Here is a 13,137-nt window from a genome sequence, read left to right as displayed (position 1 = left end):
CTGGCGGAGACCGGGGAAGGGGCGGAACATGACTGTTCCGCCGATTCCCGAGAGGCCGACTCCCATGCCTCCGCCCAGCCCGATGCCCGATCCGGTGCCCGAACCCGATCCGGTGCCGCCCGCGCCGGTGCCCGAGCCGCCTCCGCTGCCCGAGCCTCAGCCGACGCCGCCCGAGCCCGGCCCGGGACCGCCCCCGGAGCCCGAGCCCCGGCCGGTATGAGCCCCCTGTTCTGTCGGTGGCCGCCTCTAGGCTTCCGGCATGCCACTGAGCTCGACCACCCGCGCCCGCACCGTCCCGGCCGGGGGAGTCCCGCCCGCGGAGCTGAGCCTGTCCGCCGACGAGGCCCGGCGGATCGTGTTGCGCGCCCAGGGGTTCCTCGGCGCGCCCGACCGGCGGGCGGGGGTGCGCGGGGTGCTGCGCGCGCTGGGCGCGGTGCAGCTCGACACGATCTCGGTGCTGGCCCGTTCACACGAGCTGATCCCCTACGCCCGGCTGGGCGCGGTGGGGAGGCCCGCGGTGGAGGAGGCCTACTGGGGGCGCGGCACCTCCTTCGAGTACTGGTCGCACGCCGCGTGCATCCTGCCGATCGAGGAGTGGCCGCTGTTCGCCTTCCGGCGCCGGGAGTACGCGCGGCGCGGGCACCGCTGGCACCGCATGGAGGACAAGGAGCGCTCCTGCGCGCTGGTGGCGCGGCGGCTGCGCGAGGAGGGTCCGCTGACGGCGTCGGACCTGGGGGGCAACAGCGTGCCCGGCGGCACCTGGTGGGACTGGTCCGAATCGAAGATCGCGATCGAGTGGCTGCTGGACGTCGGCGAGGTCGTCTGCGTGGAGCGGCGGGGCTGGAAGCGGGTCTACGACCTGGCGGAGCGGGCGGTCCCGGAGGAACTGCGGCGGGAGGAGCCCGACGACGAGGCCTGCCTGACCGCCCTGGTCGCGCGGGCCGGGCGGGCGCTGGGCGTGGCGACCCGGGCCGACCTGGCCGACTACCACCGGCTGCGCGCCGCGCAGGTCGACCGGGTGATCGAGGGCACCGGGCTGGTGCCGGTGCGGGTCGAGGGCTGGGGCCGTCCGGCGTGGGCCGATCCCGCGGCGCTGCAGAGCCCGCCGCGCGGCAGGCACCGCACCACCCTGCTGTCCCCGTTCGACTCGCTGGTGTGGGACAGGCCGCGCGCCGAGCGGATCTTCGGCTTCACCCACCGGCTGGAGGCGTACGTGCCCAAGGCCAGGCGGGTGCACGGCTACTTCGCGATGCCGCTGCTGGCCGGCGGCCGGCTGGTCGGCCGGGTGGACCCGGCCCGCGAGGGCTCCACGCTGGTGGCGAGGCAGGTCTCGCTGGACGGGCCGAAGCACGCCGAGTCCGCCGTGAAGGCGTTGGAGGAGGCGGCCGGGTGGGTGGGGTGCGACTCCGTCCGGATCGAACGGGTCGTGCCCGAGTCGCTGGGGCCGGTGCTGCGTTCCTTGTCATGACCGGACGAAAAGCGATCTGGGCAACTACCGCACCCTTGAGTAACATCGGCCCGGCCCGGATGGCTACCCTACGGTTCGGTAACCCCGTCGGTGACCCTGCGGCGGCGATCGCGCACACACCCCTTTGGCGTTGGAAGGACCTTCGATGACCTCGTGGCTCCGTGACTGGTTGGACAAGCCGAACCCGGAACGGGGGGTGTATCTGGCCAATGAGGACGGCGGCTGGGACTACCGGAGCTACGACCAGATCGCATCCTCCGCCAAGAAGGTCTCCGCCGCGCTGGCCGAGGAGGGGGTGGGCACCGGCGACGTCGTCTGCGCCATCATCCCCACCGACCACGCGCTGATCTCGACGTACTTCGGCGTGTGGGCGTCCGGCGGCGTGATCTGCCTGATCACCCCGCCGCTGTTCCAGACCGGCGAGGAGTACGTCGACCACGTCGCGGCGATCCTGCGCCAGGCGAAGCCGAAGCTGACCATCGCCAGCACCGACCTCAAGGACCTCACCGCCCAGTGCATGGAACGCGCCGGGCTGGAGGGCGAGCCGTGGGTGCCGCGCGAGGCCGAGGCCGAGGCCCCGCTGCAGCCGGCCTCCGACCTGGCGCTGCTGCAGTTCACCTCGGGCTCCAGCGGAGAGCCGCGCGGCGTGCGGGTCACCTGGGACAACCTCCAGGCCAACTCCGACCTCATCATCCGCCTCACCGGTTACCAGGACGGCGACGAGGTCAACTCCTGGCTGCCGCTCTACCACGACATGGGCCTGATCGGCGCGTTCCTCACCCCGCTCGTCCGGCAGGCGACCCTGCACCTGATGCGGCCCGACCAGTGGATCCGCGACCCCAAGCGCTGGCTGGAGCGCTTCTCGGTGGCCCAGCACGCGGCCTGCCCGCCCTTCGCCTTCTCCTACATGGCCCGGCGGCTCAAGCGCGAGCAGGTCGAGGGCCTGGACCTCTCGCGCTGGCGCAGCGTGATCGTGGGCGCCGAGCCGATCGACCCGGCCGGCCTGGAGGCCTTCGCGGAGCTGCTGGAGGGCACCGGCTTCGAGCGCACGGTCTTCCGCCCCGCCTACGGCATGGCCGAGACCACCCTGTGCGTGACGATGTTCGACGGCAGCTCCTCGCCGCTGGCGATCCGGGTCGAGACCGACTCGCTGAACTTCGGCGAGAAGGTGCGCATCGCCGAGGAGCGCCTGGTCGGTCCGGACTCGCTGCACGACAAGGCCGGCTGGATGGTCGGCTGCGGCACGCCCGACCCGGCGCTGCCCGTCCGCATCTGCGACGAGGACGGCAAGGAGGTGCCCGAGGGGCATCTCGGCGAGGTCGTGGCCGGGGGCGCCTCGGCCTGCGACGGCTACTACGCCGGGGCCGAGGGCAAGTCCACCCGCTTCATCGACGGCGAGGTCTGGACGGGTGACGCGGGCTTCATCTACAAGGACCAGCTGTTCGTGCTGGGCCGGATGGGCGACAGCCTCAAGGTGCGCGGCCGCTCGGTCTACGTCGAGGACCTGGAGACCAAGCTCTCGGAGGTGACCGGGCTGCACAAGGGCCGGCTCACCGTGGTCGCGGTGCCGGGGGTCGGCAGCCGGGGCGTCGCGCTGTTCGTCGAGGCCGACGAGGGCGAGTGGACCGCCGAGGCCCGGCGTTTCCTGGCCCGCCGGCTGGACGACGCCGAGCTGACGATCGTGACCGGCCCGCGCGGCCTGATCGAGCGGACGTCCTCCGGGAAGCCGCGCCGCCGCTACATGTACGAGCGTCTGCAGGCCGGGACCCTGGAGAACGTCCAGGTCCTCGCCTGAGCGGGGGGAGCGGCGCCGACCGGGTGGAAGAGACCACCCGGTCATTCCCCTCGGGGCCGATGCCCGGACCGTCACGGCCGGCGGCTATCGTAAGCATTGACTTACATTCCGGGGGACGTCAGGGTCGGGGAGGAGGCGAGATGTCCGTACTCGACTCGCGCCCGTCCCCCGAGGGCGGCCTCCCCGTGACACTGGAGCGTGTGAAGTGAAAGTCGCCATCACCGGAGCAGCCCGCGGCATCGGTTTCGCCACCGCCAAGGCGCTGAAGGCCAAGGGCGCCGCCGTCGTCATCGGTGACATCGATGAGGAGGCCGTCGAGAAGGCCGCCGAGGAGCTCGGTGTGCGGGGCGTGAAGCTGGACGTGACCGACCGGGAGTCGTTCACGAACTTCCTCGCCGAGGCGGGCGACTACGACGTCCTCATCAACAACGCCGGCATCATGCCCATCGGGCCGGTCCTGGGGGAGACGGACGCCGACGCCCGGCGCTGCCTCGACATCAACGTGCACGGCGTGATGCTCGGCACCAAGCTCGCGCTGGAGAAGTTCATCCCGGCGCGCAGGGGCCACGTCATCAACGTCGCCTCGGTGGCCGGCGTGCTGCCGACGCCGGGCCTCGCCCTCTACAACGGGAGCAAGGCCGCCGTGGTCATGTTCAGCGAGGCCGTCCGGCAGGAGGTGAAGCAGCACGGCGTCCATGTCAGCGTCGTCATGCCGTCCTTCACCAACACCGAACTGGTCGCGGGCACCCGCAGCCCCAAGGGGCAGAAGAACTGCGAGCCGGAGGACATCGCCGCCGCGGTCGTCTCCGTCATCGCCCGCCCCCGGCCGCGGACCGTCGTCCCGGCCAAGCTCGCACCGCAGCTCGCGGTGATGGGGCTGATCCCGCAGAAGGTGAAGGACCTGCTCAACCGCCGTCTGGGGCTCGACACGATTTTCCTGGAGTTCGACCAGGGGGCACGTAAGTCCTACGATGAGCGCATCCGCTCTTGAAGTATCACGTTTCGGCGGCTCGCGTCGCATTTGCGACGTGAGCAGCCTAAACTCTCCCGCGTGACTGATGAGCAGCCGGTCTTCGTTGACGGCACCGGCAAACGCCGCAAGCTCTTCCAGGTCGCGGGGGTTATCCTGGGGGTCATCATCGCGGGATACGCAATCGCGCTCGGGGTGAGTTTGGGGACGGGGGCAGCGGTGCCGCTCACCACCTGGGTGGTGCCGGAGAAGAACAAAAAGATGGCGGAGCAGAAAGCGAAGTTCCGCCCCAAGAGCGTGGTGCCCACCGCCGTTCCACAGCCCTCTGTTCCCGTTTACATCCCTCCGACGGTGACTCCTTCGGTTACTGTCGCACCAACGGAAAAACCGACGAAGACGGCTACCGCCCGTCCCACCGTCATCATCAAGACCCCCAAACCCACTAAGACCACCACCCCTGAACCCACCACGCCGCCGTCCCCCGACGCCACACCGACGGTGACGGCCGTGCCGTCCGACGCAACCGACCCGGGTAACCAGCCCACTGTGCCGCCCGGCCAGGAGAAGAAGATCGTCGAGGAATGAAACAACGCGACCCCCGCGCGCACTGGTTCCTGCTCGCATTCGGATGTTTCCTGCTCGCCTGCATCCTGCTGATGAACGGCTATGTCAACGGAGCCGTGGGCGAGGTGCCCCGGAAGCCGGCGGACGAGTCCGGCCAGGCGCCGCCCGAAGTGACCCGGGGCGGGCCGGTGGTCAACGCCAAGGAGGACGACCTCCGTTCGGTCCGGATGCCGCGCAAGACGGTCGCACTGACCTTCGACGACGGACCCGACCCGCGATGGACCCCGCAGATCCTGGACGTGCTGAAGAAGCACGACGCCAGGGGCAGCTTCTTCATGGTGGGCGGCAACGTCGCCAAGCACCCGGAGCTGGTGCAGCGGGTCCTGGCCGAGGGGCATGAGGTCGGCAACCACACCTACACCCACGCCGACCTGGCCGACTCGCCCGACTGGCGGATCAGGCTGGAGCTCAACCTCACCCAGCGGGCGCTGTCCGGCGCCGCCGGGGTCAAGACGAGGCTGATGCGCATGCCCTACTCCGGCAGCCCCCTGGGCACGACCGGCGCGCAGTGGCAGGCCGCGAAGGTCGTGGGAGACGCCGGCTACCTGGTCGTCTTCACCGACGGCGACACCCAGGACTGGCAGCACCCCGGCGTCGACAAGATGGTCCAGTCGGCCCTCGACTCCACCAAGGGCGGCCGGGGCGCGATCATCATGCTGCACGACGCGGGCGGCGACCGCTCCGAGGTCATCGAGGCCGTCGACCAGATCATCGCCACGCTCAAGCCGCAGGGCTATGAGTTCACCACGCTCGCCGAGGCGCTGAAGCTGCCCAAGGCCGAGGTGCCCGCCACCGACCAGGAGCAGTTGGTCGGCCAGACGCTGGTGTTCACCCAGAACTTCGCGCAGTGGCTCGTCACGGCGCTGTGGGTGCTGTTCGGGATCGCCGGCGCGGCCGCCGTCCTGCGGCTGCTGGTCCTGCTGGTCTTCGCGCATCTGCACGTGCGCAAGGTCAAGGAACGCAACCAGGGCAGAAGACCGATCAGCCCCTCCATGACGGTGATCGTCCCCGCCTACAACGAGGAGGTGGGGATCGCGGCCACCCTCCGCTCGCTCCAGGACAACGACTATCCGGGCGAGCTGGAGATCATCGTGGTGGACGACGGCTCCACCGACCGCACGGCCGAGATCGTCCGGGGTCTGGAGGGGGACGGGCTCAGGCTGATCCACAAGCAGAACGGCGGGAAGCCGTCCGCGCTCAACGCCGGCATCGCCGCGGCCCGCGGCGAGATCATCGTCATGATGGACGGCGACACCGTCTTCCAGCGCGACACCCTGCGCAACCTCGTTCAGCCCTTCTCGGACCCGAAGGTCGGCGCGGTCAGCGGCAACGCCAAGGTCGCCAACCGCAAGGGGCTGTGGGGCCGCTGGCAGCACATCGAGTACGTGATCGGTTTCAACCTCGACCGGCGCATGTTCGACCTGCTGCAGTGCATGCCCACCATCCCCGGGGCGATCGGCGCGTTCCGCAAGGAGGTCCTGGACGCCGTCGGCGGGCTCAGCGAGGACACCCTCGCCGAGGACACCGACCTCACGATGTCGATCAGCCGGTCCGGCTGGCACGTCGTCTACGAGGAGACGGCGATCGCCTGGACCGAGGCCCCGTCCTCGCTCCACCAGCTGTGGAAGCAGCGTTACCGCTGGTGCTACGGCACCATCCAGGCGATGTGGAAGCACCGCTCGTCCCTGCGGGAGCCGTTCGGCCGGCGCTGCCTGAGCTACCTGACGGTCTTCCAGGTGCTCCTGCCGCTGATCGCGCCCGCGGTCGACGTCTACACCCTCTACGGCGTCCTCTTCGGCGACCCGCTCAAGTCGCTGGTCTTCTGGGTGGTGGTCGTCCTGCTCCAGGCTCTGGCCGCGGCCTACGCCCTGCGTCTGGACCACGAGCGGGTGCAGCCGCTGTGGGCGCTGCCGCTGCAGCAGTTCGTCTACCGGCAGCTCATGTACCTGGTCGTCATCCAGTCGCTGGTCACCGTGATCACGGGCAACCGCCTGGCCTGGCAGACCATCCGGCGTACCGGCACCTTCGCCGACCCGAACTCGGCGGCCGGCAGGCGCCTGGCCTCCGACAGCAGGGCCGCCCAGAAGGAAGAAGAGGACAGGACGGCCACGCACGCGTAGCCATCCGGCACCTCCGGGGTCCGGGGCGCGGATTCAGTGATGCTCCTGGACCCCGGAGATCACCGCGAACTGGGCGTGCCAGGGGTCGTGGACCACGGCCAGGCGGCCGGCCGGGCTGTCGATGAACGGGCTCATCTGGCCGCCGTCCAGTTCCTTCACCTTCTCGACGGCCTGCTCGACGTCTTCCACGGCGAAGTAGACCATCCAGCTGGGCGGGACCTCGGCGGGGATGTCGACGGGCATGGGGAGCATGCCCGCGACGGCCTTGTCCTCGATCTGCCAGCGGGTGTAGTAGGCGTCGCCTCTGGCGGTCCAGCCGAACACCGCGGGGTAGAACTCCTGAGCGGCGGCGGGGTCGCGGGTGTTGAGCTCGCTCCAGCTGAAGGCGCCCGGCTCGTTGACCAGTTCGCAGCCCTGGTGCTGTCCGGCCTGCCACAGCAGGAGGAAGGCGTTCTCCCGGTCGCGCAGCCCGGCCATACGCCCGGCGTGCATGACCTGGGTCTGCGGCAGGGTGACCCGCCCGCCGGCCGCGATGGTCTTCTGGAGGGTCTCGTCGAGGTCGGCGACCGCGACGTAGCTGTGCCAGCCCGCGGGCACGTCCTCGTGGAACACGGGCCCGACGCCGGCGACCTTCTTGCCGCGCAGGTGGAACATCCCGTACCCGTGGGCCTCGGGCTCGGCCTCGAAGCCGGCCCGCCAGCCGAACAGCGCGCCGTAGAACCCGGCGGCTCCCTGGGGGTCCGGGGTGGACAGGTCGACCCAGCAGGGCACGCCCGGCGCGTAACTTCCTCGTTCGGACATGCCTTCATCCTCACCGGGGGCCGTCCCAGCGAATCGGGCCTTGTGCGAAGCTTTACCGGTTTTACGGAAGTGTCAGTGCCGCCGGACGGGCGCGGCGGGCCCGGATCAGGGGCCCAGGCGCTTCCTGCCCTGGTGCCGGACCCGGCGGCGCTGGGACGGGTCGAGCATGAGGTAGGCGGCGACGGGGACCGCGATCAGCCCGAGGATGACCAGGGTGGCCACGAAGTTCGGCAGGAGCCACCACAGGAACAGGGCGGCGGCCCCGCCGCCGAGAACGATCTTGGTGCGCGGGGACATGGGTCCACCTTTCCTTGACGCTGTCCTGGAAACGGACAGGTCCCGGCGGGGGTTCCCCGGGGTCAGGGGGCGAGCATGCGCAGGACCTCGTCGTGGAGGAGCCCGTTGGTGCACACGACGCTGCCGCCGTCGGGAGTGGCCTCGCCGGACAGCGAGGTGAAACGGCCGCCGGCCTCCTCGACGATCACCTGCAGGGCCGCCAGGTCCCACAGGCTGACCTCGGGTTCGGCGGAGATGTCCACCAGGCCTTCGGCGACCATCATGTGCGACCAGAAGTCCCCGAACGCCCTGGTGCGCCAGCAGGCCCGGGTGAGGTCGAGGAAGCGGTCGAGGGAGCCGCGCTCCTCCCAGCCGCTGAGGCTGGAGTAGGAGAAGGAGGCGTCGGCCAGGCCGGAGACCTGCGAGACCTGGAGGCGCTGGGCCCTGGCCAGGCTGCGTCCGCTCCAGGCGCCGCCGCCGCGCGCCGCCCACCAGCGCTTGCCCAGGGCGGGCGCGGAGACGAGGCCGACCACGACCTGGTCGTCCTCCATGAGCGCGATCAGGGTGGCCCAGGCGGGCACGCCCCTGACGAAGTTCTTGGTGGCGTCGATCGGGTCGATCACCCAGCGGCGCCGGCTGGAGCCGCTCTGGCCGTACTCCTCGCCGAGCACCGCGTCGCGGGGCCTGGCCCGCTTCAGGGTGCCCCGGATCTGGTCTTCGGCGGCCCGGTCGGCGTCGCTCACGGGGGTGAGGTCGGGTTTGGTCTCGACGCGCAGGTCCAGAGCGCGGAAACGCCGGGTCGTCAGGTCGTCGGCCGCGTCCGCCAGGACGTGGGCGAGACGGAGATCATCAGAGTATCCATCGGCCACGACGTGAAAATCTACTGTATCCGGCCGTTCTCGTCGCGGGGTGACCTGCTGTTCCCCGGTGCGGCGGGAGATATACCAGGGGCCGTGATGGAACCGCAACCTACTGATCGGTAAATCGGCGTGGAGGCTCCGCGGGGGCGGCCGAAGTGGGAGCATGACGGGATGCCTTATGTGTTGCCGGACTGGGTGGCGGAACTGACCGACCCGCGCAGGGCCGAGACGATGGAGGAGCTGGCGGACCGGCTCGTCCCGCTCGCCGAGCAGGCCATCGACGTGTCCAAGCGGCTCCAGGAGCAGCTCACCGTGATGAACGCGCCCTTCGAGACCGAGGCGCTGCACGGTCTGGTCGAGGCGCTGCACACCCGGACGGCCCAGGCGTTCACCGAGGTGGACGCGGAGATCGAGGGCAGCGTCAGGGAGCGGCTGGAGCGCATCCTCGAGCACGCGGGCGGCAGGCCACGCCTGCGCGAGCTGCTGGCCGCGGAGCTGCTCCCGGCGCTGGAGAAGCAGCAGCGGCTGACCCTCGAGCGCATCGGCGCGCGGACGGCCGGGGCGGTGCAGAGCGCGGCCAGGACCCTGCTGGACCGCACCGGAGAGCTGTCGGAGGCGGTCACCGAGATGGTGCACCAGGTGCTGCCCGCCGCGCAGGAGGGGCTGACCCTGGCGGGACGCGTCTCCCAGCTGACCGGGAGGGTGCGCAAGGCGGGGCGCGGACCGATTCCCGAGGCCCTGGCGCTGGAGGCGGCGGAGCTGGCCGGCGTCTGCGAGGAGGCGCTGGCCCGGCTGGAGCTGGAGTGGTCGGTGGTCGGGGCGCGGGCCTCGACGGTGCGGGCCGCGTTGCGCGGGGTGGAGGAGAGCGCGTTCAGCGAGGTCACCCAGGCGATCGCGGAGTGCGTGGCGGAGCTGGCGCCCGAGCACATCAGGGTGCTGAACGAGACGGAGAACCGGGCACTGGAGCTGATCGCGGAGAGCTGACGCCCTCTTCCCGAAAAAGCGGGCAATGCGGAACAATCTGGAGCGCTCCCGACAAAAGGATCGTTCATGTCCGCCGAGTTCGAGGTCCATCACTTCACCTACGGCCCCCTCACCCCGATGCTCGCCTACGGGATGTCGGTGCTGGGCTCGCTGCTGGGACTGCAGTGCACCGCCCGGGCCCGGGCGGTGCAGGGCCTGCGCGAACGGTGCTGGTGGCTGGCCGGCGGATCGGTGGCCCTCGGCGGCACCGCGATCTGGGTCATGCACTTCGTCGGGATGCTCGGCTTCAGCGTCTCCGGCGCCTCCCTCGCCTACGAGGTGCCGCTCACCCTCTTCAGCGCCCTGGTGGCGGTGCTGTTCGTCGGCGCCGGCCTCTTCCTCGTCGGGTTCGGGCTGCCCGTGACGACCGGCGGGCTGCTGGCCGGATGCGGAGTCGCGATCATGCACTACACCGGCATGGCCGCGATGAACCTGAGCGCGGAGACCTCCTACCAACCGCTGCTCGTCCTGCTGTCCGTCCTCATCGCCGTGGTCGCCGCGACCGCCGCCCTGTTCTTCGCCACCCGGCTCCAGGGCTGGACCTCGACCGTGGCCGCCTCCCTGGTGATGGGCGCCGCGGTCAGCGGCATGCACTACACCGGGATGTTCGCGCTCGACGTCCATACGGTCTCCGCCGAGCCGGTGGAGGGCGCCGACCCGATTCACCTGCTGGTGCCGCTGACCGCGGTCGTCGGCCTGGTGACGGCGGTCCTGTGCGTCCTCGTCGGCGGCTCGGCCAGCACACGGGAGCGCGAGAAGGAGGCCGAGTTCATGGCGGGCCTGGAACGGGAGATGGGGACGGACTGACCACCGGACACCGCCGCGCCCTCAGTCGGCGGTCTCGTCCCGGTTGGTGAGGAACCTGCGGAAGGACTCCAGGCGCTGGGGCGAGGAGCGGCCTTCGGTGACCCAGGCGTCCAGCGCGCACCGCTCGTCCAGATGCGAGCACTGGGGCGGGCAGGCGGTGGAGCCCTCCACCAGGTCGGGGAAGCCGAAGATCAGCTCCTCGGGCGGGATGTGGGCCAGCCCGAAGCTGCGCACCCCCGGGGTGTCGATGATCCAGCCGCCGTCGGGGAGCTCCAGGGCCAGCGCCGAGGAGGAGGTGTGCCTGCCCCGGCCGGTGACCGCGTTGACGTGGCCGACCGCTCGGTCGGCCTGCGGGACCAGCGCGTTGACGAGGGTGGACTTGCCCACTCCGGAGTGGCCGACCAGGACGCTCATCCTGTCCTTCAGCAGCGCGCGCAGCGCGGCGGGGTCCTCGCCGCGCCGGGTGACCACATGGGGCACGCCGAGCGGGCCGTAGATCTCCAGCAGTCCGGCGGGGTCGGCCAGGTCGGCCTTGGTGAGGCAGAGCAGCGCGTCCATGCCCGCGTCCCGGGCGGCGACCAGGCAACGGTCGATCATCCCGGTCCGGGGCTCGGGATCGGCCAGCGCGGTGACCACCACCAGCTGCTCGGCGTTGGCGACGATGACGCGCTCGACGTCGTCGGTGTCGTCGGCGGTGCGGCGCAGGACGGACGTGCGGGGCTCGACCCTGACCACCCGGGCCAGCGCGTCGGGTTCGCCGGACACGTCGCCGACCAGGCCGACGGTGTCGCCGACGACCACGCCCTTGCGGCCGAGCTCACGGGCGCGCATGGCGGTGACCGCCACCTGCCTGCGCCGGCTGTGCCGCACCAGGCAGCGGTAGCGGCCGCGGTCCACGGCGATCACCAGTGCGGTGACCGCGTCCTCGTGGGCGGGCCGCTGTCGGGTACGCGGACGGGAACCGCGTCCGGGCCGCACCCGGACGTCGTCCTCATCGAGGTGTTTCCAGTGGCGTGCTATCTCACTGCTCCAGCATGTTCGTCCAGAGGTCGAGGAACTCCGGAAGGGTCTTGCCCACCGTGGCGGGATTCTCCACCTCGATGCCCGGTACGGCCAGCCCCAGGGTGGCCGCGGCCATCACCATCCGGTGGTCGTCATAGGTGTGGAAGACGCCGCCGTGCAGCGGCTTCGGCCGGATCTCCAGCCCGTCGGGCAGCTCCTCGGCGTCGCCTCCCAGGCGGGTGAGCTCGGCGACCAGCGCGGCGAGCCGGTCGGTCTCGTGGCCGCGGATGTGGGCGATGCCGGTGAACCGGGACGGGCCGTCGGCCAGCGCCGCGACCATGGCCAGCACCTGGGCCAGTTCGGGGGCGTCGGACAGGTCGGCCTCGATGCCGCGGATGCGCCCGGTGCCGCGCACGGTCAGGTCGCCGCCCGAGTAGGTGACCTCGCCGCCCATCCGGGGCAGCAGCTCCCGCAGGCGGTCGCCGGGCTGGGTGGTGACGGCCGGCCAGTCGCGCACCGTCACCGTGCCGCCGGTGACCAGGGCTGCGGCCAGGAACTGGGCGGCGTTCGACAGGTCGGGTTCGATCATGTACTCGCCGCCGCGCAGCGGCCCGGGGGCCACCCGCCAGACGTCGGGACCGGTCTCGACCGTCGCGCCCGCCTCGCGCAGCATCCGGACCGTCATCTCCAGGTGCGGGGTGGACGGCACCGGCGGCCCCTCGTGCCTGAGCTCTATGCCTCTGGCGTACCGGGGCGCGCTCAGCAGCAGCCCGGACACCAGCTGGGAGGAGCTCGAGGCGTCGATCGTCACGCTGCCGCCCTCGACCCCGCCGGTCCCGATCAGGGTGAAGGGGAGCAGGCCGCGCCCGCCGTCCTCGACGGTGACGCCGAGGGCGCGCAGCGCCTCCAGCAGCGGCCCCATCGGGCGGACCCGGGCGTGCGGGTCGCCGTCGAAGGAGATCTCGCCGTCGGCCAGGGCCGCCAGCGGCGGCACGAAGCGCATGACGTTGCCCGACAGGCCGCAGTCGACCGCGGCGGGCGCGGCGGGCGGGGCGGGGGTGACCGTCCAGTCGACGCCTTCGTCCTGCACCCCGATGCCCAGGGCGCGCAGCGCGGCGGCCATGAGCAGGGTGTCGCGGCTGCGCAGCGCGCCCCTCAGCACGCTGGGCTCCTCGGCCAGCGCGGCCAGGACCAGGGCGCGGTTGGTCATCGACTTGGAGCCGGGCAGGCGCACCACGGCCTTGACAGGCCCCCCGGATACAGGGGCGTTCCACCTCGTCATACCCTCAGCCTATCGGGAGGACCGTCAGGTCAAATCCCGGCAATGTGAGGACGATTACGGTTTGGCAGGGACTTTGGTCCTTGGGGGCTAAGGTTACTCTCGAGTAAAT

At 71.2% G+C, this 13,137-nt stretch carries 13 protein-coding genes; 8 read left to right on the top strand and 5 right to left on the bottom strand.

The window, feature by feature from the left end; translation table 11 throughout:
• The first annotated feature begins 28 nt into the window (after positions 1-28).
• The 6 genes from ABGB12_RS02415 (at position 29) to ABGB12_RS02390 (ending at position 6,977) form a co-directional block, all read left to right on the top strand.
• Entirely contained in the window at positions 29-220 is a 192-nt protein-coding gene (locus ABGB12_RS02415; protein WP_347674172.1) for a hypothetical protein, read from the top strand.
• Between the two features lie 39 nt (positions 221-259).
• Positions 260-1,468: a crosslink repair DNA glycosylase YcaQ family protein gene (locus tag ABGB12_RS02410; RefSeq protein ID WP_347674171.1), complete on the top strand. Its 1,209-nt coding sequence runs from the start codon at positions 260-262 to the stop codon at positions 1,466-1,468.
• A gap of 145 nt (positions 1,469-1,613) precedes the next feature.
• Positions 1,614-3,263, top strand: a complete 1,650-nt coding sequence (locus ABGB12_RS02405; RefSeq protein WP_347674170.1) for an AMP-binding protein — start codon at positions 1,614-1,616, stop codon at positions 3,261-3,263.
• 205 nt (positions 3,264-3,468) lie between these two features.
• Entirely contained in the window at positions 3,469-4,254 is a 786-nt protein-coding gene (locus ABGB12_RS02400; RefSeq protein WP_347674169.1) for an SDR family oxidoreductase, read from the top strand.
• Positions 4,255-4,314: 60 nt separating this feature from the next.
• Positions 4,315-4,818, top strand: a complete 504-nt coding sequence (locus ABGB12_RS02395; RefSeq protein ID WP_347674167.1) for a hypothetical protein — start codon at positions 4,315-4,317, stop codon at positions 4,816-4,818.
• Positions 4,815-6,977 (top strand): glycosyltransferase, encoded by a 2,163-nt coding sequence (locus tag ABGB12_RS02390; protein ID WP_347674165.1) that lies wholly within the window; start codon positions 4,815-4,817, stop codon positions 6,975-6,977. Before ABGB12_RS02395 ends, ABGB12_RS02390 begins: the two co-directional genes overlap by 4 nt.
• A gap of 33 nt (positions 6,978-7,010) precedes the next feature.
• On the opposite strand, the gene ABGB12_RS02385 is transcribed toward ABGB12_RS02390, so the two are convergent.
• The 3 genes from ABGB12_RS02385 to hisN all read right to left on the bottom strand — a co-directional run bounded on the left by ABGB12_RS02385 (position 7,011) and on the right by hisN (position 8,923).
• Positions 7,011-7,778, bottom strand: coding sequence for a VOC family protein (locus ABGB12_RS02385; protein ID WP_347674163.1), 768 nt, complete (start codon positions 7,776-7,778; stop codon positions 7,011-7,013).
• A gap of 105 nt (positions 7,779-7,883) precedes the next feature.
• The gene (locus ABGB12_RS02380; protein ID WP_347674161.1) at positions 7,884-8,075 is read right to left on the bottom strand and encodes a hypothetical protein; all 192 of its coding nucleotides are present in this window, start codon (positions 8,073-8,075) and stop codon (positions 7,884-7,886) included.
• A gap of 62 nt (positions 8,076-8,137) precedes the next feature.
• Positions 8,138-8,923, bottom strand: a complete 786-nt coding sequence (gene hisN, locus ABGB12_RS02375; RefSeq protein WP_347674159.1) for a histidinol-phosphatase — start codon at positions 8,921-8,923, stop codon at positions 8,138-8,140.
• A 162-nt stretch (positions 8,924-9,085) separates the two neighbouring features.
• Here hisN and ABGB12_RS02370 point away from each other — a divergent pair, with 162 nt between their 5' ends.
• Positions 9,086-9,898 carry a hypothetical protein gene (locus tag ABGB12_RS02370; RefSeq protein ID WP_347674157.1) on the top strand — a complete coding sequence of 271 codons (813 nt, stop codon included), beginning with the start codon at positions 9,086-9,088 and terminating at the stop codon, positions 9,896-9,898.
• Positions 9,899-9,964: 66 nt separating this feature from the next.
• Positions 9,965-10,744 (top strand): MHYT domain-containing protein, encoded by a 780-nt coding sequence (locus ABGB12_RS02365; RefSeq protein WP_347674154.1) that lies wholly within the window; start codon positions 9,965-9,967, stop codon positions 10,742-10,744.
• Between the two features lie 21 nt (positions 10,745-10,765).
• On the opposite strand, the gene rsgA is transcribed toward ABGB12_RS02365, so the two are convergent.
• The gene (gene rsgA / locus ABGB12_RS02360) at positions 10,766-11,722 is read right to left on the bottom strand and encodes a ribosome small subunit-dependent GTPase A (protein ID WP_347674152.1); all 957 of its coding nucleotides are present in this window, start codon (positions 11,720-11,722) and stop codon (positions 10,766-10,768) included.
• Between the two features lie 43 nt (positions 11,723-11,765).
• Entirely contained in the window at positions 11,766-13,028 is a 1,263-nt protein-coding gene (aroA, locus tag ABGB12_RS02355; RefSeq protein WP_347674150.1) for a 3-phosphoshikimate 1-carboxyvinyltransferase, read from the bottom strand.
• Positions 13,029-13,137 lie beyond the last annotated feature (109 nt).

Origin of the sequence: Actinocorallia sp. B10E7 (assembly GCF_039871655.1) — a bacterium.
Classification (GTDB): domain Bacteria; phylum Actinomycetota; class Actinomycetes; order Streptosporangiales; family Streptosporangiaceae; genus Actinocorallia.
The sequence above is the reverse complement of the archived record's forward strand: the minus strand, read 5'-3'. Positions and strand labels throughout refer to the sequence as shown.